Genomic DNA, 23,299 nt, shown 5'->3' with positions numbered 1-23,299 from the left:
AGCTTATCTCTAATACCCTAGACACGTAGTTGCTATCCTTGTTGTAGTCACTGACTATCGACCACGTACGAGAGTGAAGATCTTCGTCATAATACCTTTGCCAATAAGTCGAAAGTTTCTTAATTCCTAGTTCAACGCTCTCTTTATCAGTCAGTGTTTTTGACGAGGCTACCTGCATAACACCGGTGGTGCGCTCCTCTTTCCAGAAGCAGAAACGTTCAAGGGTCCGCACTGAAGGCGGTCGGTAGTAACTCTCATAGATGAGGACGGCATAGGTTATGAGCCGCAGTTTGTCGTTGGAGATTCTTTCGTTGATGAGCGCGCCGTATGAGAATTCGGCCTTATCAAAACTTCGCTTTATGACCGCGGCTACGACCGATGTCAGCCTCTGCTTCCGGCGCTCACGGGCGGGTGGTAGATGGCGGAGCGACGGAGGCGTCGGGCTGCGCTTTCACCGTAACGGTCTCTTCAATGTCGAAGAAGATCAGGGCGGTGGCGGCAAAGCCTTCCGGCGTCTCGTACATGAGATGGTGCGTGGCACCTTTGAACTGCACCAGCCAGGCGCCGGGAATAGACGATGCCAGCGTCTTCGAACTCTCCGCGCCAACCACGTTGTCGGCGGTGCCGACTACCAGCATCACCTGGTTGGTGATCGCAGGTAACTGCTCTAGCGGTGTCCTCCAATGCGTCGTGGCTTCGACCTGCCGCGCCACGATCGGATCGCTGGGCACCCGGCCGTGCAGCGCCTTGGCGACATTGCTGCCATCGGTCGACGTGGCGTGGATCAGCGCTTTGTTGAAGCGGTCGGGATATTGCAGCAGCAATTGCTGGGTAATGGTGCTGCCCATGGAATAACCCAGCACGTGGGTTTGCTTGACGCCGAGTGCGTCGAGTAGGCCGATCACGTCGGCGGCGAACAGCGGATAGCTGAATGGGGTGTCGTTGGCGCTGCTGTGGCCCATGCCGCGATTGTCCGGCAGGATCAACTGGTAGGTCTTCGACAGTGCCTCGACCACCTGCGGTGGCCAGTTCTCGGCCGTGCCGCCGAGCCCCATGATCATCACGAGCGGCGCGCCAGCGCCGATCAGCTTGTAGCCGATCGAAATACCATTGGCGTCGACTTGATAGATCGCACGGCCCTGCGGATCCTGGCCTATCACCTTGCCGGCGGGCGCGATCGGATCGGCGACGGCGCAGCCCGCGCCGATCAGCAGCGCAACGGCGGATGAAACCAACGACGAAGCGAACCTTGCCATGCGAATCACCTTTCAACGCGCTGCATCGCCGCCGAATAACAGTAAATGCTTCAGGCGTCATTGCGTCAGAAGGCGCGGCGGCGCGCCGATCTGCGAGCACGTGGAAATAGAGGGGCGACGTGCATGCGTGATAGCGCCGTGCCGCGAGCCAACGGCACGGCGCGCCGCTCGCCAACTTCGTCGCGCGCCGAAGGTCGAGCGCGGCGATGTCACGTCGGTCATGGTTGGCAAGAAGAGGTCGCAATATGCGGCAGCACTCGCGGCACTCTGTGGCTCGCCGCTTTCCCGCACCTCAAGAGAACGGCTTTCGAAAACGCCGCTGGAAAACCTGTGCGTCGATAGTTTTCGAGGCATTGAGGCAACGATGATTCTCTGCTCTCATGCTTGGAGCGGGGTGAGCCATTTCGCAATAGACTAAGCGGCGTCCAGAAAAATGCACATCACCTGCAGGATGACGCAGTGATGCATTTGCGTTCACAACAAATTATCGGATTAGAACGACTTTTAGGATATATTCTATGCTTGAGAAGACCAAAGAAATTCCGCATGCGCGCTGGGTTCGCGATCTCGAGCGCTTCCTGCCGTTAAAGACGCATTTTGTTCTCTGCGGCAATGTGAAGGATCTGCATCTGGTCCGGCAAGGGGAAACACTGAGTCCCCTCCTTCTTTGCGATGCCCTTCACGCCGAACTCAAACGCCTTGGCTATCGCCGGATAATCTTCTTCGACCTGCTCCATGGTTTCTCTGCGCCGGCGAATGGTCGGAGCGAAGCCGAGCCTCTCATGCAGGCGATGGGCCTCAATCCCGTTGAGGGCAGGGCACCCGCCGGCATCGATCGCTTCTCCGAAACGCTCGACCGCTTTGTGGAAGTGCAGGGAGAACCGGCCGCTCTGATCGTCGATTTCGCGTCGCGGCTTATCGCGCGCACCGACAATCTTGCTCCGCCCGAACACAATTTGTTCACGCGCGCCCTGATTTTGAGCCAGAGAGCAAGGCAACGGTACGATCAATCTCAGAAGAAGCTTTTCTACAATACGGTGTTCTGGATAGCGGAGCGCGAAAACGACCTCCCCGTTTGGCTGACCGTCGATAATCCGATGCTTCGCACCATCATGATTTCGAAGCCTGATCATCATGAGCGTCGCGCAATCGCGCCTCAGATCATGCAAGCGATGGGCGGTTTCGCGGATGCGGCAGAGGACATCAAATCGCAGGCCGTCGAAACGTTCGTTCTTGATACGGAAGGACTGCTCCTGAACGATATGAAGGCCATCGTTCAACTCGGCCGCGCGGAGAAACTGCCGTTTTCCGAGATCGGCAATGCAGTCCGACGCTACAAGGTCGGCGTTACGGAAGACCCGTGGGCGAAAATCGACCGTCGAAGGATCGCGGACGCCGAGACGTTCATTCGCCGCCGCGTCAAGGGGCAGGATCAGGCCGTCACTCATACGCTCGACATCGTCAAGCGCGCGATTACCGGCATCGGCGCGGGCAAGCGAGGCGGCAGACCGCGCGGTGTCGCCTTTTTTGCCGGGCCGACCGGCGTCGGCAAGACCGAACTGGCAAAGGCGATCACAAGCCTGCTGTTCAACGATGAAAACGCATATATCCGTTTCGACATGTCGGAATTCAGTGCCGAGCATTCCGATCAGCGCCTTATCGGGGCGCCTCCCGGTTACATCGGGTTCGACGCCGGTGGCGAGTTGACCAATGCGGTGCGCGAGAAGCCGTTCAGCGTCATTCTCTTCGACGAAATCGAGAAGGCCCATCCGCGCATCCTCGACAAGTTCCTGCAGATCCTCGACGATGGTGTGCTGACCTCAGGCCGAGGCGACCGCGTCTATTTCTCGGAGGCCTTGATCATTTTTACATCGAACCTCGGGATTTATCGGCAAGACGCTTCCGGCGGGCGCCAGCAGCTTGTGAACCCGGACGATAAGTTCGAGACGGTTCGCAGCCGCGTCCTCGATGAAATCAAGTCATACTTCAAGTTTGAACTCGGACGACCGGAGATACTGAACCGCATCGGCGAAAATATCATCGTGTTCGATTTCGTTCGCGATCACATCGCGCGGGAAATATTCCGTCATCTTCTTCAGCAGTCGATCGACTCGCTCGCCGAGCAGGGCATGGAGATCACGCTTTCGGAAAGAGCGCTCGGTGATCTGGAAGCGCTCTGCATCGCGGACCTTTCAAATGGCGGGCGGGGCATCCGGAACCATCTCGAAATCCACTTCGTCAATCCTCTTGCGCGCGCGCTCTTCGCGGCGGATCCCAAAGCCAGCCGCTTTGAGGTTGAAAGCGTGGCCGCCGGGTCTGTCACGCAGTTGAGCTTGCATAGGCGAGACTGAGCATGACGGATACGCTTTATCTGTCCCGTATCCATTTCCCCGTCACCGCGCTGGGGCCGGGAAACCGTATCGGCATCTGGTTTCAGGGGTGTTCGATCCGCTGCGTCGGGTGCATCTCGGCCGACACCTGGGCGGCGGGGCGAGGCGCGACGACGGTCGCCGAAGTGACCGATCGCATAGCGCCATGGCTTCCCTTCGCGGACGGCATCACCATCACGGGCGGCGAGCCATTCGAACAACCTGATGCGCTCAAGAGCCTGCTGCGAAACGTCAAAAGCGTGTTTGCGGGCGATGTTCTCGTCTATACCGGCTTTCCCTTTGAGAGGGTGAAGCCGCTTCTTGACGATGCGGCAGGCTTGATCGATGCCCTGATTTCCGAACCGTTCGACATTTCGGCCGGGCAAAGTCTGCCGTTGCGCGGAAGCGACAATCAGAAACTATATACCTTTACGAATCGCGTAAAGAAACTATACGGATATTATGAACTTCCTGCAGGGGACGGACCGAGCGATCTCGATGTCATGTTCGACGACGATGGAACCGTCTGGTTCGCGGGGATCCCGAAGCGGGGCGATTTTTTGAGGTTGAAGGCGGCGCTTACCTCGCAAGGACATTTTGTTGCGACAAGTGAGGCCTCATGGGGCGACGCGAGCGACACAAAAGGGTGACACATGCTTGTCCGCATTTGCCCGGTTTGCGGCTCGGCGCGTCCGCAATCCGAGATTTTTTGCCAATGGCGCGACGCAGACGATGTGCCCTGCGCCACCGATATCGCGCGCGAGCCACTTGTGCCGCAAGGTGGTGCGCCCGTTTCGGTCGCGCCAGCGGAAGGGCGCTGGCAATGTGCGAGCGGTCATGAGAGCCCGCCCGGGGAAACCCTGTGCTGGTGCGGCGAACTCATAGAGAGGGTGCCGGTTGAGCAGACCTTTGACATTCCAGCCGAGAGCAGCGCTACGGGCGTGGCGGAAGCGGAGCAGCTCCCTCTTGCCCCTCTCGACGCGCCTGTAACGCATATCGGAGCCTGGACGATAGACGGCGTCGATCTCGATATTTCGTTCAGCGAAGGACCGCATGACGGCCGCCATGACGACGGGCGGGCTGGGCTGCTGACTTTCTCCCCCGATTGGAAGCTGATCGAAGACGCCTTCGCCGCTTGCCCCGATCGGATTCGGCCGGTTCTCGACCGCGGCGAATGGCATGGACGACACTACGTTGTGCTCGCCTCCTTGTCCGTTTCACCGCGCGAAGGATTTCTCGATCAGGACGGCGTTCGCTCGCTTGTCGAGGAAGTGGGCGCCGCGCTGGATCGACTCCATAAAGCAGGAATTTGCCTCAGAACGCTGACCCCGAAAAACCTGGCTCCGCGCCCTCTCGTCATCGATATTCCGCGCGGCGCCGTGAAAATCGATGAGGTCGGCGATCTCGTGCCCGCAGCGGATCTCGATCCCTTTTATGCCGCTCCCGAAATTTTGGCGGGAAGCGCCGCCCTGCAAAGCGACTGGTGGAGCCTCGGCGCGATCTCCCTTTTCCATCTCACGCGCGGGACGTGCTTCGACGGGATTCATCCGGCCGTTTGGCGCATGCACGTCGTAACATCCGGCGTCTCGCTTCCCGATGATATGACGCCAGAAATGATCACGTTGCTTCGCGGGTTGCTGGCCCGCGATCTGGCTAGGCGCTGGCAATGGAACGAAGTCCGTGCCTGGCTCGCCGGAGAGCCCGTCGACGCTCCCGAGACAGTTCGCGCGAGCGAGGATCGTGGCAGCGCGATCACGCTCGGCGGTGCCGCCTATCGCAATCCGATGCGCTATGCGATCGCGGCGGCAACGGAAGATTACTGGGACGAAGCGTGCGAGCAGTTCGAACGCGGCGAATTGCTTGCCTGGTGCCACGATAACGGACTTGCCGAAACCCGCATCTCCGCATTGCGCCGCGTTGCCGCTGCTCCGCTGGATCGAGACTCGAAACTCGGGATCGCGCTGAAATGCGTCTTCAGCGACCTTCCGCTGGTGAAACGCGGCGAGATCATCAATGCGAACTGGCTCATCCGCACTCCGGAGGAAGGCTACGCACTAATCACCGGCCCGATTGCCGACACCCTCGACAATCTGGGGTTCGAGCATGAAATCGTCCGCTTGCGCGACAGAGCCGTCTCCGTCAGACGACGCGCCGAAGCGAACCAGATCGAACTGGATGAGGCCAGCGTTTGCGCCGCGCTCCTTGTAACTAACACGGAGAAGCTTGCGGCGCAGTGGCGCGCGCGACGCCTGTCCTTTCCTGAAAGCGAGCACCGGGGCCTCGCCCGCATCATGCGTCGTCCGGCGCTTTCAGAGGAAGACCTCATCCTTCTGGTGGGGGCCCACGTAACCCAATTCAAGACTGCGGATGAAATCCTGAACGAGGCACAGGCCGCATCGCGAGGTCTTCCCTTCCGTTTCGATCCTGTCGCGGCAGCCGAAGCGCTCCGCGCACGGACGGCTCATGAACTTTTCAAAGGCGTGGCAGAACGGACGGCCGATTTTGCCCGATGCGGCATCGATCCGCTGGATGCTTGGGCCGATGATTTTCGGGCGAACGGACATTTGCCGCTGTCCCGCGCGCTCGTTCTTATTGCCTGTCCAACCGATCGCTGGAAAAAGCCCGAGGGTCTCGAATACAGCGCCCGCATATTGAATCACTTCGAAAACAAGATAGCGCTTTCGATAAAGCGTGGCCCGCTAACGCGCATGAGCAGGTCGTCCGAGCGCATCGACGTGACCGAGTTCGGAACGCCGCTCGTTCAGGCAGACCGCCTCGCGGAAGCCGTGCTTGAACGTGGGGTGGCGCCTCGGATCGACACAGCGGCCTTCACTAATGCCCCGAACCTTCAAAGCCGCCTCACGCAACTGACACGCCGCGCAGGCAACTACAAGCGGGACACCGGCATCGATTGCCTTGTGATGGGCTTTCCCTTCGTCCTCCACAAGATGCCGTCCGAGGATCGCAAGCCGCGGATCGCGCCGCTCTTCCTCTGGCCGATCAAGGCCATCAACACCGCAGCTTTCGCCTTCGACACGGATCGCGGCGTCATCCTCAATCCCGCGCTCGAGTCTTTTCTCGCCCCGAGGGAATTGCAGCAGGCCAAAGCCGTCCTCGAAGACGTGAAAGACGCCGGGGCGATGATCGCCGTCCTCGACGAATGCGAGCGCATCCTTCCGGTTCCGAGCAAGACCCTTGCCGCGCTCCCGCCGCTGGATGTAAAGGTCGAGACAAACCGCATCGTTTCCGCCGCCGTGATCTTTCCGGCGGTTTTCCCTGGTCAGGCGCTGGTCAACGACCTGCGCCTTCTGCAAAACCGGCCCGTGACGGGAACGGCGCTTTCGACGCTTCTGCGTCTCGAAATACCGGCATCTTCATCGGATTCAACTCCGGTCAGCGAGGCCGACAAATATTTCGTCGCCTCGATCGATCCGTCGCAGGAAGAAGCCATCTTGCGGGCGCGCGAAGGCTTGGGGCTTCTGATCGAAGGTCCGCCCGGCACAGGCAAGAGCCAGACCATTGTCAATCTGATTGCCGACGCTATCGGTCGGGGAAAAACCCTCTTATTCGTCTGTCAGAAGCAGGCCGCCCTCGACGTCGTCTTCAATCGGCTGAAGGCGGCACAGCTTCAGGATCGTGTCGTCCTCGTCAAGGACGAGAGCAGGGACCGCCGTACGACAGTTCAGGCGCTGCGCAGTCAGGCGCAACACCTCAAAAATAGCAAAGCTCCATCCCGTCTTGAGCGGACAAGGGCTGACCTTGCAGCATCGATCGACCGACTGGAGCGGGATCTCGATGCTGGTTACGAGGCGTTCTTCAAAGTACATGACGACCTGAATCTCGCCTATGGGGATCTCCTCGTCGATCTCGTCAAGCTCGAAACCGGTCCAATGCCTCGGGTGCGCGGACTGCGGGACTTTCTGAAACGATTCCCGCCGCAAAAGACAGCGGCGCTTGCGGATGAATGCGCGTCGCTCGCGGCTGTGTGGCTGCCATCGAAATACGAGGGCAGTCCGCTGGCCGTGCTCAAGGTGTTTACGCCGTCGGAAAGCGCGATGGAAGATTTCCGCGCGGATTTCGATGCGTTTCGGAAGGTGGAAGCCGAACGCCATGAAAGCGAGCGAGCGCAAACCTTCGCTTTCGACATCGACGATCCCGCCGCCGCGCGATCCTGGCTTGGCGCCAACCGAAGCATCCTCGATACGATCACGGAAGAAACGCGCGGCGATCTCGCCCGCTGGCTGCCGCTTTGTCCGCCTTCAGCCGAGAGAAGCCAGCCTTTGCGCAAACTTATAACCAAACTCGAAGCGATCGCCTCCGAATCCGCTGCGCTGGAAGCCGAGGTGCGCAGTCTTCCGTCTGCGTTGTGGGCCAGACTCGCCGTCGAAGCGCTCCCCACATTGGAGGCTCTTCACGCTCGTGCCAAATATCTGGCTGAACCGGCGGGGTTTTTCGGATGGCTCAGTATCCGCCGTTATCAGGCGCGCGGTAAGATGCGCCAGTTCCTTTCATCAGTTGGCGGGGATGAGGCGAAGATCGATGTGACGACTCTCGCTGAAGGCTGCGCCTTGGCGCTGCGGTTTGTTCAACTGCGGATGCGGGCGACAAAACTATGCGGCCAGCTTGTAGCGGCGGAGTATACCGGTAACGCACCGTGCGAGCTTCAATCTCACGCGAATGGATTGAAAAAACGCCTCGAAGCGGCCTGCGAGGTGATGGCGCGCATGGCGGTTTGCCCGACGAAAGCTGACGAAGCTTTCGCTGCCTTGGCATCGGGCTCCCGTGACACCGCAGGACGGTTCATGACCGATCTGGAGCGGTCGGCATCGCGCGCGGAGATGCGCGAACGCAGTCTCGGCGAATTGAGCGCGCTTGAGCCATGGTTCGAGCCTGACTGGCTCGAAATGATGCGCGAGAAAGTGCGCGGCAATCATCCGACGCGTGAACAACTCCGCGCTGTCGAGCGGGTCTTACCCACTCTCGGGTCATATCAAGACTTCCGCATCAGATCCGTGCGCGCCAGTTCGGAAGTTCTCGCGGTTTTTGGCAAGCTTCGCGCTTCCGACAACGACTTGAACAATCTGCCTGAAGGCGAACTCGGCACAACCGTCCGGCGTCTCATTCACCGGGAGGCGCGTCTTGGCTGGAAAGAGGCGCTTGAAGCCGAACAGCCGGATCTGCGCCGCGACCGGAGGGTGGACGACGAGAAGATCGTCCAGCTTGAACACGAACTTGCGAAAATTCGCGACATGAACGGCAACTACCTCCGCGAGGGAGTGGACCGCAAGCGCACGATTTTCGGTCAGAACTGGGACCGTCTCGTGCTGTTGCAGGGACCGAACGCCCTTGGCATTCGCGACATCATCAACAAGGGCATGGATCTTGGTTTGATGGCTATGCGCCCGGTCTGGCTGATGAACCCGGATGTTGTGAGCCGCGCACTCCCGTTGAGGGAAGGCCTGTTCGATGTTGTGGTCTTCGACGAGGCCTCGCAGATTCCGGTGGAGAACGCATTGCCGGCTCTGTTCCGGGCGAAACAAGTCATCGTGAGCGGCGACGAGAAACAGCTCCCGCCGACATCGTTCTTCGCCTCTAGTATGGAAAATGCCTCCGAAGAGGAAAGCGTTCTCGATGAAGACGCGACCGAAGAGGAGCGTGTCGCGGCTGAGCAGGCGTGGACAAGCAACGAGATCAAGGACGCGCCCGATCTTCTGCATCTGGCTCGTTCGAGCCTTGCGACTGACGCGTGCGTCATGTTGAAGGTGCACTACCGCTCTGAATGGCGAGAACTCGTCGCATTTTCAAACTCCGCTTTCTACGATGGGGAACTCAGCATTCCGGTCTTGTACCCGGACGCCATCGTCTCCCGCGAACAGCCTGTGCGCGTTCTCCGTGTCGATGGCACCTATTCGAACCAGACCAATCGGCAGGAAGCGGAAGCCGTCATCGATGAACTCGCCAACGTATGGCTTGGGGCGCGATCGAAACGGGAGAAAGCGCCGACGACAGGCGTTGTCACGTTCAACCTGAAACAGGCTGACCTTATTGCCGACCTGATTGCCGAAAGACAGAGGTCGGACGAGGGCTTCGCGGCGGCATATGGCTTGGAGACGAGCCGCATCGAAGACGGCGCAGATCACAGCTTCTTCGTGAAGAACCTTGAGAATGTTCAGGGCGACGAGCGCGACATCATTTTGTTTTCGACGACATTCGGCCATAACGAAAGCGGGCAGTTCCGGCGCAATTTCGGCATTCTTGGACAACGCGGCGGGGAGCGTCGGCTGAATGTCGCAACCACCCGCGCCAAACAGAAAATGATCATCGCGACCTCAATGCCGGTGGAGAAGATTTCTGACTGCCTCGTCAGACGCAGAAGACCCGAAACCCCGCGCGATTTCCTGCAACTCTATCTGAATTACGCGGAACTCGTGTCTTCCGGTCAGCTTTCGGCCGCGCGTGGCGTCCTCGCGTCGATGCCACAAGGAAGGACGGCGAGCGCGAGCATGGACCGTTCCGCATTCGCAGACGTGGTTGAAGCGTTCCTCGACGAGCGGAATATTCCCAACGTTCCGATGCACGATAAAGGCGCATTCGCGCTGGATTTCGCAATTGAAGATATGGGAGGCGGTCATTTCTGTCTCGGCATCGAGTGCGAGGCACCCCGCCATCCGCTGCTGGCGAGGGCCAGAGGGCGCGAGCTTTGGCGCCCTCGCACCCTTCGGCGTGTGATACCGAAAATCCATCGCGTATCGCTTCAAGGGTGGTTTGCAAATCGCCAGGGCGAGCAGGCTCTTCTGCTTCGCGCCATAGACGACGCCTTGGAAGCGAACGTCTCCACTGAAAGGCTCGCGTCATGAGCGGCCCGAAGGTAGTTCGAATCGTTACGCGCGAAGAGATCCTTGCACTCTGCAACGGACATCTCGCACGGCTTGGTGCCGCGATCCGCTGCTATGAGGACTTGTGCCGAGCCAAGGGCCTTGCGAGCGAGAACGAGCTTCTCCTCGTTCGCGAGAGACATGCGGCAATTGTCGCTCTCCTCGCCGAGGAAAAATTCCTCGATCTGCAGAAACGCGCGCCCGAACTCATTCAGTGGCTGGAATCCGACAGGGATTTCAGATCGAAAAAAGCGGCGGAAAGGGCAGTCGCCGCAAGACACAGCCTCGACAGGGCAAGAAAATTCGCGAGCGATCTCTTGCGCAAGGAACGCAATCTGCCCGCCATATTGTCCGCGCAATTGAAGGACGTCGAGTGCGGTGTGGTCGGCGACCCCGGAAAAGCCAACGCGATACTCGCCGAAGCCTTTGCCAAGTCTTCGCATGCGCCTGAAACGGATCGCGTGGATATCGCCGGGGCTGCGGCGGCCTATGGAGACGGTTCGCCTTCAGAGCGCATGGAGGACTGGATCGCGCGTCAACCGCCGATCAAGGACGACGAGCAGGAGGTGAGCGAACTTCTGTCTGAACTTGCGCTCGAAATGGGTGAGGAATTCGCGCGGCCCTATCGCGAGCAATGGACGTCTCTGTCTACCGACACCGGCGCCGGTCTCGGATTACGAAGGCAGAGCCTTACTGTCGAGGTGAGGGCCGCTTTGAAGGAGGCGCGAGAACGGCGAACGCTCGCTGAAGAGTTGGTCGCGCTTTCGGCCGAATGGTCTTCGCTCACGCATGCGTCTGCGCCGTGGCCGGACGTCGCAGCCCCCGTCGATCTCGCGGAGATCGCGAAACAGGCGCGCGCGTCCGTTTCCGAAGAGTATCGCCGGAAGCAGGCGGAAGCGCGGCGACGCGCGGTTCTGAATACGCTGGCAACGCTCGGTTACGAGGTTCGCGAAGGCCTCATGACTGCCCTTGCAGAAAACGGTTCGGTGGTCCTTCGAAAAAGCGCAAATCCCGATTACGGGGTCGAAGTGGTTTCGCCCGGAAAAGGAGACCGGCTCGCCTTCAGAACGGTCGCATTCGGCGATGCGCTTTCGCCCCGTAACAAGACGCGGGATACTGATGCGGAATCAGCCTGGTGTTCCGACCTTGAACATCTGAAGAAGCGCGTCCTTGCGGAGGCGGGGCATATCGTTATTGAAAGAGCGGTTCCTGTTGGCGCAGAGCCGGTCAAGGTTGTTGGGGCCGAGAATAGCTCACGCCAATCCGCGCCCGAGATCCGACAATCTAACCGGAAGGTCAGACCTATTCGCTGAATAATTAGGGCGGGGGAGGGAAATGATATCAAACTAGATCAATTGAGTCCTCCCCGTAGGATGAGACTTTTTTGTTACAACGAGAACGCTCTTATTTTCGCGATCTCAAAGCGGTCAGGTTTTTTTAGGATGAAACCTTAGCTGAGGCATCGAATCTGGTTCGCAATGAATCAATGCGTTAGCTAAAATTAGAATGAAATATTTTGTCCTTCGACATGATGTGTTCGAGGACAAAATGTTCTTTATGCGGCCGGTATTAGCGACCAGCCTGTTCCAAGCATTGCAGGCACGCGCCTTCGCTGTGCTCCTATACCTGAATTCCGGCGGTCGATGTTTATCGCGACGGAGCCCCAAACGTCGAGACAGCCCAAACCGATTTCAGACTGGTACCAGTTTCTTCGAAGGATGCTTCATGACCTTATGCGTCACGCTAAAGCGCTTGGGCGATCACCATAACCGCCTTCCCGCCCTTATTGCATGACAGCACTTGGGTCGGGAATCCGTTCAAGGCGAAGGCCGGCGACCCAAGCCTCTCCGGAGATCAGTTCCTCTGAGGCCGAACGGGAATCGTGGAAGAATCGAAGGATCTGGCCTCGGCATTCCTCAGTCTGCGGCACATCGGCTTCCAATGCGAAGACTCGCCATTGCTGAGACCGACCTATCAACATATCCGTCTCGCCGAGCACGCGCCTTGATCCGCTGGCGCAAGTAAGTTGCCAGCGGAGGCCACGGATGGCGGTAATCCAGCCGCGAAGCTTACCTTCAAGACGATATCGCCCGGGCGGGAGCAGCACGGTCTGCCTGACCTCCGGAAATTTAACACGCCCGGTGCCGAAAGCGACATGCAGCGCGCGTTCACCCTCAGGGCCAACCGGCACAAATTCGGAAATGGCGTTGACCCCACGACCTATCTGCCAGTCAAATGCCAAGCCGCTAGGATCCCGTTCGAAATTCGCGTGCGTTAATAAGCCCAGGGTGTCAAGTTCATCTTTCGGCAGAAATTGCAGCCAAGCGTTGTAAGCCGCGTCGATGAGATTCTTGGCTATTAGCGCATTCAGGTAAGGCGCAATCTCGCTACTGACAATCGGCCGGGCACTTCCCCTAAGCGCAGTCATCAGTTTCAGAGGAGTGTCCGTTTGCTTGGCGCTTCGCGGAAGCGCTACGAAAAAGGCAGGGCGCCAGCCAGGCCCCTCTGCAAGCTCTTGCACAACCAGGGAGAAACCGGCCGGGTCTTCGGCAATAGCCGTCAGATAAGCAAAAACGTAAGGCGATAAGTCTGGACGCGTCCGTAACAAGATATCGGCATGATCAAGAGCCGATCCAAAATCCTTCTGGTAAGCACTGTCGTTAAGAAGCCAAAACTGGGCGACCGTTTCATGGCGAGACCGCTTGACTGCTTCTCGCATCAGGATGCGGACGAGGTCAGGATCATCGGTCGTTTCCGCTAGCAGGCGGTAAGCCTTCGCATTAAGGGGGTCATTTGCTAGAGCGCGAACAGCGAGACGACCGATTTTTCTGCGCAGCGCATCGCGTTCACTTCCTGGCTGTTGGATGCCGGCATCCTCTGCTTCAGGAAGGTGAGCGATGGTATCGCCCTTCGACGCAGTGTCGCCCTGCGATTCGCCTGATCCGGCGCCCCCGGTAAGCACCAACAACTGTTCCCGTATATCTTCCGCCTTGGCGACAAGAGCGACTGGATTATTGGGGTTCAAAGCGAGCGCAGTATCGGGAGCGGACGTGGCTAAGGCGTAAGGAAGGCTTTTGCTTACAACAAGCCAAACAAGGATGAGACCTGCCGTTATGGAAATAACAGAGCGCTTGGGATGGCTGGAAATATGCGAAACAACAAGGCTTCTGACCGGAGCAAAAAGCGCTGACCTCAGCCGCTTGCGATGGTGTTTCCTTTTCATCTGCGGCTCCCAAAGAGAAGGAAGACTATGCGCCAGAAGCGAGTGCTCTTGCGCCGTGGACGCATGATTTGTTTGCGGCGTGCGTTTCGGACAACAGCAGCAGGTCCATGCGTAAGTCGTGGTACGTTCGAGCTTTGCGGCTTACTTCCAGCCAATGAGGTGTCATAAGCCGCGCGCCGTTCGACGGTCTTGATTGTTTCCCACGCCCCGGTCACGCGGCCGACATACAGACTTCGATCAAAACCGTCGCTGTTAGGAAAAAGATCCGGATGAAGCCATCTCATGATCAGCGCCATGTGGCGCCTGATCTCGCCATTCGAGGTCTCGCGACTGGCACCTAGGGTCCGATAGTTGTCGCCATCCCTGTTCAACAAGATCTGCTCGATGAAGAACCCCGCAGCTTTTCGCAAAACTATCTCAGTGCACCCAGTGAGCGCTTCCGCTTCACGCACGGCCCTAGGGTCACCCACGGCAACCTCAAGGAGAAACGTGACTCCCGGAGGCAGCGCGGATCGCCGCGCCCGGCGCACCAAGTGTGGGTAACTGAGCATGCCGAGAGCGGCCGAAAGAGCTTCGTGGCTACGCATCGTCAGTTCAAGCCTGGCTTTGCTAACTGTGGCTTCGCATCGGTCGAGTTGCCGTACGTATAGGCCGACTGTCCGTATTCGTAGCCATATCCGTATCCGTAGTTGTAGCCCACAGCTTTCGAATCGAACTTCGTGAGAACAGCGCCAAGCAGCGTGATGCGCGCGAGCTGAAGACGTCGCAGCGCCGACCGGATCATCCCTTTACCCTTCTCTCCCGCCGCAATCACAAAGATGGTGCCAGCCGATGCGTTGGCGAGCAACTGGGCATCGGCGAGCCCCAGGAGCGGAGGCGCATCAAAAACGATGAGATCGAAAACGTCGCCGCCGAGCGAGACAAGCGAGTAAAGGCGGGTCCCGCTCAAAAGATCAGCGGCGTTCGGCGGCAGTGGACCCGAGGCCATGAATGCGAGGTTTGGATGGTCCGTCCTCTGGAGAACTTCCGGTGGAAGCGATTGGCCTGTCAGATAGTTGGTGAGGCCAACCACGTTGTTCAAACGTAGCTTCTTGTGAAGAGAGGGATTGCGGAGATCTGCGTCGATCAGAAGGACCTTGTGACCCATTTGTGCGAAATGCCGGGCAATCGCCACCGACGTTGTGGATTTGCCCTCGCCAGGCCCCGCGCTCGTCACCGCAATGGAGCGCGGAAGTCCCGACTCAGTGGAAAACTGTAAGGTAGTGGCAAGAGAGCGATACGCCTCCGCAATGGCGGAGCGTGGATCCTTGAGGGCCTGATCCAAACCCTCGGCAAACTCTTGGCGGGGGATAATCCCAAGCGTTGAAAGCGCTGAAAGTTGCTCGATCTCCTCGGGAGTACGAACGCGGTCGTCAAGCATTTCAAGCATAAATGAGATGCCGATCCCAGTACAAAGGCCAAGAGCGAGCGAGATAAGCAGAGCACGCGGAAAATTAGGCTCCGATGGGGCGTCTGGCACCAGTGCCCGATCGACAATGAAGATATTGTTGGTGCCCACACCGCCTGCAATATTTACCTCTTTCGAACGCTGGAGCAGACTATTATAGAGGCCGCGATTGGTCTCAACCTCCCGTTTCAAGATATTGTACTGGATACCTTTTTTCTGGAGATCAAGTACTTCCCCGCGTAGCGTTTCAATTCGTCCTTTCATCTCGCTTTCTTGCGCGAGCGATGTTTCATAAGCCGCCTTAAGCGAATTGCGGATGGTTTTGACTTCGGCCGCGAGCTGTCGGTCGATCTCTTTGATTTTGTTTGAAATCTGCACCATCGTTGGAAAGCTTGGCTTGAAATTTTCAAGCTTCTCTTGATAAACGGTTTCAAGCGCTTTCCGCTGGCCGCGCAGCACCTCAATGACCGGGTTCGATAACAGCTGCGGCAAATTGATTGCAGTGGAACTCTCGAGCTGTCGCCAGAGCTGCTCATTCTTGATGCGCTCTGAGATCAACTGCCCTAACGCGGCGTTTGCCGCTGCCAGATTGTTTTCTGCAATCGACGCCTTGTCGCTGACCTCGACCATCTTCTCCTGCTCTGCGAAAACGAGAAGCGCCTTTTCTGCTTCCTCCATTCGGATTTTGAGCTGCTTGATCTGGTCATCGAGAAAGGTTTTGGCGTAAGAATTGGCCTCGAACCTCTTGTCTAAGTTGGACGCAATATAAGCGTCTGCGTATCCATTCGCGATTTGTTGCGCACGCACCGCGCTCGGATCTGAGTAGCGAACATCAACGAGCCTGGAATTTGCAACAGGCAAGACCGCCACATTGGATAGCACAATGCCAACCGCCCAACCCTGCCGCGCAGTTGGCAAAGGAAGCTCCTTCTTCGAAGAAGAGAACAAGGCAGCGCCTAACAAACCAAGTGCTGAAACATCACGCGGCTTAAAGAATCCTACGTCATCATAAAGGCGCTGCATCGAGACGACACGCTCGGCCATGGCCCGGCTTTTTATGAGCTCATATTGCGTTCTCAAAAAATCCGTAGTTCCCGCTTCCGTCGGCGATGTCGTACCGCCCTCCAGGATCTTAGCCGGCTCCCGTTCGATCTGGATTCTCACGCTGGCTGAGTAGAGCGGCGTCTTGAGCAGCGTAAAAACGCTCCCTAGAACTGTAGACACAAGCGCTGTGCCCAAAATGAGCCATTTGCGTTTGAGAACCATGTAAAGATATTGGCGAAGGACAACTGCGAGATCGCTTTCTTCCTCCCCCGGCGATTGCCCATAGCCCTGTGGCCCGTAATTATCGCCCTTTAATTGTGCTATCGCAGCCGATTGAGAAGGAACCAGAGCCCGCCTCTCATCGCCAAGATCTCTTTGAGAGTCCCGCATCCGCTTTGCTCGCTTACTAAAGTAAGGACACTAGAGTGAACAGCGGGAGAGCCTTGAAAACCGCACCGATCCCCTCTTTTACGCTGGAGCTTGGAGCAACGATCACATCTCCGGCCTCTAACGCAGGGTCTTCGGCACTTCCGTCACGGATGCGCGACACATCGTATTTGGCAACCTGGCGCTCACCATTTACCTGCCGGAAGATAAGGACAGTTTCATCCGCCTTGTCCTCGAACCCTTGCGCCTGCGCGACGGCCTGCAACAGAGACAGCCCGCCGGTGATGGGATAGACGCCCGGCTTTTTGACGGCGCCCTCCAAGGTGACACGCTGACTATTATAATTTTTTATAAAAACTGTGATCTGAGGATTCTGTAGATATTTATCCCCAAGCTTCAGGCTCAACTCTCTTTCAACCTCGCGTCCAGTCTTGCCTCCCGCTTGAAACTCTCCGATGAGCGGGAAGTTTATGGTTCCCGCTTCCGAGACCTGAACAGTCTTCGACAGCTCCGGCACATTGAAGACAGTGATATCGACGACGTCGAGGGGACCGATCTTGTAAGTCTTGCTGGCGGGATCCGATACCGATGACATTGAAAGTGCCACTTTGCGCAAAGTCTCTTTATCGTCGGGCCCCTGAGCGGAGTCTTCCTTTGAACTCGGAGCCGCAGACTTCTGGGCTGCTGATGAATCCGAGACGGCACCCGAGTCGAGCTTGGGGTCAGTCATGTCGCCGCCTGAAGAAACGCCGCAAGCACTGATAAAGGCCGCCGCGATTGCGGGAAGCAGAAGTCTGATCAACGCCGACATGTCTTTTGCGACTCCTCTTCGACTAAATATCTGGAATTGGAAATAATGGGCTGCTGGCTGAACGGTAACAGTTCAGCAGGAACAGCAGATATGTCGATGCTGGGGTGGTCCCGCCCCGTACGAGGACAGTCGCGACGTGATTGCAGGCTGCGGCCTAAGCAAAAGAGCACATTTCTCGATACACTTTTTAAGAGGCCATCGCGAAGGTCTTTTTTTATTCAAGGCTTCCTCGTACAGCAACAAAGCCTACAACCTGCAAGTCACCAAGGTTGATGGCTAGTTACGCCAATCGACATAAAGGGCTCCTATCATGGGCAATCTTGAGCGGCAACTTTAAATTGTAGCTCTTTAGCGTCAGGACGGATTCTGTGGTGTATAGGTGACTCTGCGCTGCTCGTTTGAATTGGTCGTTCTCACTTCATTGCAACCCTTGCGTCAGTAGACAAAGTGCGCTACCGATAGGTAGTCTCAATTTTTACGATTGGGTAACAGTATCGTCAGATTGGGAAAAGGTTGTGATCGATGATTTCGACGGCCTTGACCGGCGTCCTGGCGGCAACAAGCGCGCACAAGCCGCGCTACTCGCCAACGTTGAGAGAGCGGTATCGGGTGATCGCGGCGATGGTTGCAGGCCCATCGGCGAGGCAAAGGCTTCGCTGGTTGCAGGCGACTAGGTTCAGTCCGCTTCGGAGCCGCCTACATCGTCTATGAGAATGGCTGTTCCCAGAAGGAGCCGAACCAAACTGTGATCGTTCTCTTCTTTGCAACGTCTCGAAAGGAAACGCCGGAGTCAGTGATGGCACTGGCATCGACTTGTCGACTGAAACGGTGCTGACCGGGGGATCGGTGGCAGGCGATACAGTCGGTCTTGAAGTTGCAATTTCGATCAGCGGTAACGGGCAAAGCGTAAGCCCCTAATTTTTCGCAAAAGACGAGTACGCCATGCTATATTTATTATGCGGAGCAACTTTGTTGGCCTCGCTCGTATTAGGCGGAGGCACCCATAGCGGTTTCCTGGGCGACGTTGTTGTCCAACTGCTATCCATACCTTTGCTCATTTTGGCGCTGTGGCCAGCTTTCAGTGATGAGCCAGCGCGCCAGGAGAAGGGGCGAATCGCTCTTGCGCTATGCGGTGGACTGACACTTGTCGTTGTCTTGCAAGTTCTCCCGTTTCCTTTCGATATCTGGTCTGGAGGAGCGCGTCTTCTTTCCGGCGCCGCCGAAACGCCCTTCACCCTTCCGTCGAGTTGGACCCCCCTCTCGATAGCGCCACAGGCCACATGGGCGGCGGCCGCTTCTCTTGTCGTTCCATTAGCTATATTTTGTTCTGTGCTGCAGCTCGACCTGACGCAGCGCATGATGCTCTGTTGGGTGGTGCTTGGTTTTGGTGTAGTCTCTTTGGCGTTGGGCTTTATACAGGTTGCTGCGGGGGTTGAAAGTAGCCTGCGCTTCTTTGAGATCACAAACCCTACGGAAGCTGTCGGCTTCTTTGCAAATCGCAATCACTTTGCCGCATTATTGAACGTAACTCTTGTTCTTTCTGCGCTTTGGCTCAATGCGACGATGGAATCGTCTCTGAAAAGCGGCGCCTCATGGACGCGTTCAATTTTATGGCTGGCCGCCGCAGGCACATTAGTCGTGGCGGTATTAGCCGGTCTCATGCTGGCGCGGTCGAGGGCTGGGGTTTTTATCGCCGCAGGTGTTCTTGCCGGAGTTGCGGCAATGATCATTTTGCACCGCTTATCAGAGCACACAAGTGAAGAGCCGCAGCACACGTGGCGCGGCCGCCGCTTTTCTTTGGCCGTGGCGATATTTGCCGCGCTTTTCGCGGTGCAGTTCGGCTTGGCGGGATTTCTCACGCGTTTCGAAAGTAATATGGCAGACGATGCCCGGATTCCTCTGACGAAGACGACGCTTGAAACCGCCTTGAAGGGGCTGCCCTTCGGTACCGGACTTGGATCCTTCGTTCCCGTCTATACAACTGTCGAGAAACGCGCCGATGCAACGGCTGGATTCGCCAATCGGGCTCACAACGACCTCGCTGAGATACTACTGGAAACCGGAATCATCGGAGTCGTTCTTCTCGTTGCTTTTCTTGGCTGGTTCGGCCTCAAGGTCATGACGGCATGGGGCAGGCCGCCACGTGATGACGATCCCCGGCAAGTCACGCTTGCGCGTGCTGCGACGCTCATTATGGCATTGTTGCTTGCGCATTCTCTTGTGGATTATCCGCTAAGAACGACTGCTCTCAGTGCAACCTTCGCGTTTTTCTCCGCACTCCTTGTCTCGCCGGTCAGTGTACCTCGCTTCGAGTTGCCCAAGTCTCCGAGTGGAGAAGGTTGTGTCCGTCAAAGACATACCGAAGCACCAGTGGGCGGTGCCTGGACCCCCGGTGTGCCTTGGCCAGAAAGCTGGCAAAATAGGACGACGGGCACTTAGCCGCCCTTGTTCATGAGCGCGGGTCGTTGTCGTCCCGATGCACATATGGCTTCAGGCGGTCTACCTGGTCGCTGGCAGCAAGAAGGCATCAGTTCGAGCCAGTTGCACCGCACCTTGGGTGTGACCCTAAAAAAGGCTCGGTTTCATCGCATCCGCAAGGCGAAGCGCGCCGGAAGCCTTGCAACTCTAATGAGCGGCGAAGGCTCTATTGTCGAAGCGGACGAAATATTCATCGGCAAGGAGGAAGGCGCGGTGAAGCATCCGAATGCGCGCTGCTACGCTCAAAAGCAGGCGATGCTCAGCTTGGTTGAGCGCGGCGGTGAAGTGCGCTCCTTCGTCATCGACAAGGCCGACGCCGCCAACATCAAGCCTCGAATCAAGCGCCTCCGATGCTTGCCCGCTGTCATACGAAGCGTGCGCTGCATAGTTTCCGCCACCCATTCCGTGAACCATGCGAATTGTTTAGCTGCTTTCAGAAGCTGCTTCAGACAGGAATTGAAGCCGGGCTCTTAGTTTGGCTGGCGGGTAGCGTGTTGCTATGTAACGTCTCTTGAAGTGGACAGGCTAAGTACTTCACTAATTTCTTTGAGTGTGTGAAGATGGGCAGATGCTAACTTTTTGGCTGGCTTTTCTTTTACCTACTTCGTTTTGGTAAATATAGGCGCACATGGCTCGTATATCACACCCTATGGCGAGCAAATCATATTTCGAATGTAATATAATGCCCCACAATATTCCGCGCCGCTCCGGCTACTGCGCTGCGGTGCGAGCCCTCGCATCGGCTACGGCGCGCTTGAAGCCCGCGTAATCGAGCGTCGAGGAGACGAGCGGGCCGATGAGATAGGTGGGCGCGCCCTGAAAGCCGACGATGTCGCCCTGCGCGTCGTTGCGCGCGAGCGCTCTATCGATGTCCTTGCCATGCAACGTGAGGTCTGCCTCAAGCCGCTTCGTGTCGATGCCCGCGTTGCCGAGCGCCTTCACGAGCTGTGCCTTCGTCGATGAGTGGTTGACCGCCCGCATGAGAGCATCATGCGCGGCTTCATATTTGCCTTGATAATTGGCCGCGAGCGCGAGCCTCGACGCAAGTTTCGACGCGTTTCCGAGGATCGGCCATTCCTTGTAGATCAGGCGAATTTTGCCGTCGTCCCTGACGATGCGCTTGAGGTCGCCGACCGACTTCTTGCAATAGGGGCAGTTGTAATCGAGGAACGCGACGATGGTTACGTCGCCTTTCGGGTTGCCGCTCACCGGCGCGTCGGGGTCTTCGTACATGGCCTCGCGCGAAAGGGGATCGTCCATCGAAGCCGCCGCATGAGGCGCGAAAAGAAACGCCGTCGAGGCTGCGAATGCGAAAGCGGCGGCGAGGCGGCGCGGCAGGGTCATCATGCGGTTTTCATCCAGCGGTCGTTGGTCCACCATGCCGTTCTAGCATCGCTTTCGATGGCGCTTCATGAAAATGAAGTCAGATTTTCGCGATCACGGGCGAGAGAGCAGGGATTATCGCTCGACTGCCGTTGAGATGGAGGCCCGGAGCGCCTAATAACGATGCACCACCTCCACGCAACGAAAGGGCAGGCCATGGACAGCCACGCGCACGAGACCCCCTCCCAACCGCCCGTTGCCGAGAAGCGGCCCGCCCGCGACATCCATCACGGCATCGAACGCGTCGACGATTACGCGTGGCTGCGCGTCGACAATTGGCAGGAGGTCATGCGCGATCCATCCGCGCTGGCGGCCGACGTGCGCGCCTATCTCGAAGCGGAAAACGCCTACACCAAGGCCGCCCTGGCGGACACGGAAGCGCTTCAGGACACGCTGTTCCGCGAGATGAAGGGGCGCATCAAGGAAGACGATTCGTCGGTGCCCGCGCCGGACGGTCCCTTCGCCTACTTCACAGACTTTGTTGTCGGCGGCCAGCATCCGCGCTTCATCCGCGAGCCGCGTGGCGGCGGCGCGCCGCAACTGTTGCTCGACGGCGACGCGCTGGCGAGGGATAAGCCCTATTTCTCGCTCGGCGCGATCGACTGGAGCCCGGATCACAAGAAGCTCGCCTATGCCTATGACGACAAGGGCTCGGAGTTCTATGCATTCCGCGTGCGCGACCTCGAAACCGGCGAAGATACCGCCGACTTCGTGCCCGATTCCGAAGGCGGCGCGGCATGGTCGCCGGACGCGAGCGCCTTCTATTACATCCGCGTGGACGAGCATCGCCGCCCGCTTCAGGTGATGCGGCACCGCCTCGGCACGCCCGCGAGCGAGGATGAGCTTGTCTATCGCGAGAAGGATCAGGGCTTCTTCACCCGCGTCGGCGAAAGCCTCGACAAACGCTTCATCTTCATCAGCGCGGGCGACCATGAGACGGCGGAAGTGCATTTCCTCGACCTCGCCGCGCCGGAGCAGGGCTTGCGCGTTGTCGCGCCGCGCGAGGTGAACCACGATTACAGCGTCGATCATCACGAAGGCCGCTTTATCATCCTGACGAACGCGGACGGCGCGGAAGATTACAAGGTCATGGAAACGCCGGTCGATGCGCCCGGCCGCGCGAACTGGCGCGATCTCGTGCCCCACAAGCCGGGGCGCCTCATCCTCGACGTGACCTGCTTCAAGGACTGGATCGTGCGCCTCGAACGCGAGGATGGGCTGCCGCGCATCGTCATCCGCAATGCGGCGGACGGCACCGAGCACGCCATCGCCTTCGACGAGGAAGCCTATTCGCTGGGCTTTGCGGAGGGCTACGAATACGACACCGACACGCTGCGCTTCGTCTATTCCTCGATGACGACGCCGCGCCAGGTGTTCGACTACAACATGCGCACCCGAGAGCGGACGCTTCGGAAGACGCAGGAAGTGCCGAGCGGCCATAACGCGGCCGATTACGTCACGCGCCGCGTCTACGCGCCCGCATGGGACGGCGAGACGGTGCCCGTGTCGCTCCTCTACCGCAAGGACACCCCGCTCGACGGCACCGCGCCGTGCCTCCTCTACGGCTACGGCTCCTACGGCATGTCGATCCCGGCTGGCTTCTCGACCACGCGCCTCAGCCTCGTCGATCGCGGCTTCGTCTACGCCATCGCGCATATTCGCGGCGGCAAGGACAAGGGTTATCGCTGGTACAAGGACGGCAAGCTCGCGAAGAAGACGAACACGTTCAAGGACTTCATCTCCGCCGGGCGCTATCTCGCGGCGGAGCGTTTCACGGGCGAAGGGCGCATCGTGGCGCATGGCGGCTCGGCGGGCGGCATGCTCATGGGCGCGGTGGCGAACATGGCGCCGGAGCTGTTCGCAGGGCTAGTGGCGGATGTGCCCTTCGTGGACGTCCTCTCCACCATGCTCGACGACACGCTTCCGCTCACCCCGCCGGAGTGGCCCGAATGGGGCAACCCCATCGCGAGCGTGGAGGATTACCGCACCATTGCGGCCTACTCGCCCTACGACAATGTGCGCGCGC

The 23,299-nt window shown here is 58.3% G+C and carries 14 protein-coding genes; 8 read left to right on the top strand and 6 right to left on the bottom strand.

The window, feature by feature from the left end:
• Positions 1-401: 401 nt before the first annotated feature.
• Together T281_RS09230 and T281_RS19520 are read right to left on the bottom strand one after the other, a co-directional pair.
• On the bottom strand, positions 402-1,256 hold the full coding sequence (locus T281_RS09230) for an alpha/beta fold hydrolase (RefSeq protein ID WP_037237617.1): 855 nt from the start codon (positions 1,254-1,256) through the stop codon (positions 402-404).
• Positions 1,257-1,840: 584 nt separating this feature from the next.
• Positions 1,841-1,993: a hypothetical protein gene (locus T281_RS19520; RefSeq protein WP_245269198.1), complete on the bottom strand. Its 153-nt coding sequence runs from the start codon at positions 1,991-1,993 to the stop codon at positions 1,841-1,843.
• Between the two features lie 45 nt (positions 1,994-2,038).
• On the opposite strand from T281_RS19520, the gene T281_RS09225 reads away from it, so the two are divergent.
• The 4 genes from T281_RS09225 to T281_RS09210 are packed head-to-tail and all read left to right on the top strand — an operon-like array spanning position 2,039 to position 11,813.
• A complete protein-coding gene (locus T281_RS09225) occupies positions 2,039-3,607 on the top strand; it encodes an AAA family ATPase (RefSeq protein ID WP_245269197.1) in 1,569 nt (522 codons plus the stop codon).
• A gap of 2 nt (positions 3,608-3,609) precedes the next feature.
• The gene (locus T281_RS09220; RefSeq protein ID WP_037237610.1) at positions 3,610-4,275 is read left to right on the top strand and encodes a 4Fe-4S single cluster domain-containing protein; all 666 of its coding nucleotides are present in this window, start codon (positions 3,610-3,612) and stop codon (positions 4,273-4,275) included.
• Positions 4,276-4,278: 3 nt separating this feature from the next.
• Positions 4,279-10,482 carry an AAA domain-containing protein gene (locus T281_RS09215; RefSeq protein ID WP_052037307.1) on the top strand — a complete coding sequence of 2,068 codons (6,204 nt, stop codon included), beginning with the start codon at positions 4,279-4,281 and terminating at the stop codon, positions 10,480-10,482.
• The gene (locus T281_RS09210) at positions 10,479-11,813 is read left to right on the top strand and encodes a hypothetical protein (RefSeq protein ID WP_037237607.1); all 1,335 of its coding nucleotides are present in this window, start codon (positions 10,479-10,481) and stop codon (positions 11,811-11,813) included. The genes T281_RS09215 and T281_RS09210 overlap by 4 nt, the downstream gene beginning before the upstream one ends.
• 470 nt (positions 11,814-12,283) lie before the next feature.
• On the opposite strand, the gene T281_RS17690 is transcribed toward T281_RS09210, so the two are convergent.
• The 3 genes from T281_RS17690 to T281_RS09190 form a co-directional block, all read right to left on the bottom strand.
• Entirely contained in the window at positions 12,284-13,723 is a 1,440-nt protein-coding gene (locus T281_RS17690) for a hypothetical protein (RefSeq protein WP_052037306.1), read from the bottom strand.
• A 589-nt stretch (positions 13,724-14,312) separates the two neighbouring features.
• Positions 14,313-16,604, bottom strand: coding sequence for a GumC family protein (locus tag T281_RS09195; protein WP_037237604.1), 2,292 nt, complete (start codon positions 16,602-16,604; stop codon positions 14,313-14,315).
• A gap of 16 nt (positions 16,605-16,620) precedes the next feature.
• Entirely contained in the window at positions 16,621-17,412 is a 792-nt protein-coding gene (locus T281_RS09190) for a polysaccharide biosynthesis/export family protein (protein WP_037237601.1), read from the bottom strand.
• A gap of 515 nt (positions 17,413-17,927) precedes the next feature.
• On the opposite strand from T281_RS09190, the gene T281_RS18755 reads away from it, so the two are divergent.
• From T281_RS18755 to T281_RS18750, 3 genes are all read left to right on the top strand, one after another.
• Positions 17,928-18,086, top strand: coding sequence for a hypothetical protein (locus T281_RS18755; RefSeq protein ID WP_155955181.1), 159 nt, complete (start codon positions 17,928-17,930; stop codon positions 18,084-18,086).
• 298 nt (positions 18,087-18,384) lie between these two features.
• Positions 18,385-19,851, top strand: coding sequence for an O-antigen ligase family protein (locus tag T281_RS09185; protein ID WP_162173148.1), 1,467 nt, complete (start codon positions 18,385-18,387; stop codon positions 19,849-19,851).
• Positions 19,852-19,863: 12 nt separating this feature from the next.
• Positions 19,864-20,364 carry a hypothetical protein gene (locus tag T281_RS18750; protein ID WP_155955180.1) on the top strand — a complete coding sequence of 167 codons (501 nt, stop codon included), beginning with the start codon at positions 19,864-19,866 and terminating at the stop codon, positions 20,362-20,364.
• Positions 20,365-20,601: 237 nt separating this feature from the next.
• On the opposite strand, the gene T281_RS09175 is transcribed toward T281_RS18750, so the two are convergent.
• On the bottom strand, positions 20,602-21,237 hold the full coding sequence (locus T281_RS09175; RefSeq protein WP_037237620.1) for a DsbA family protein: 636 nt from the start codon (positions 21,235-21,237) through the stop codon (positions 20,602-20,604).
• A 192-nt stretch (positions 21,238-21,429) separates the two neighbouring features.
• Here T281_RS09175 and T281_RS09170 point away from each other — a divergent pair.
• Positions 21,430-23,299: S9 family peptidase (locus tag T281_RS09170; protein ID WP_037237597.1), on the top strand; the 1,870-nt coding region annotated here is incomplete at its 3' end.

The sequence above is a fragment of the Rhodomicrobium udaipurense JA643 genome, assembly GCF_000636015.1.
Classification (GTDB): domain Bacteria; phylum Pseudomonadota; class Alphaproteobacteria; order Rhizobiales; family Rhodomicrobiaceae; genus Rhodomicrobium; species Rhodomicrobium udaipurense.
Note: the sequence above shows the minus strand (reverse complement) of the source record. Positions and strands in the feature narration are given on the sequence as shown.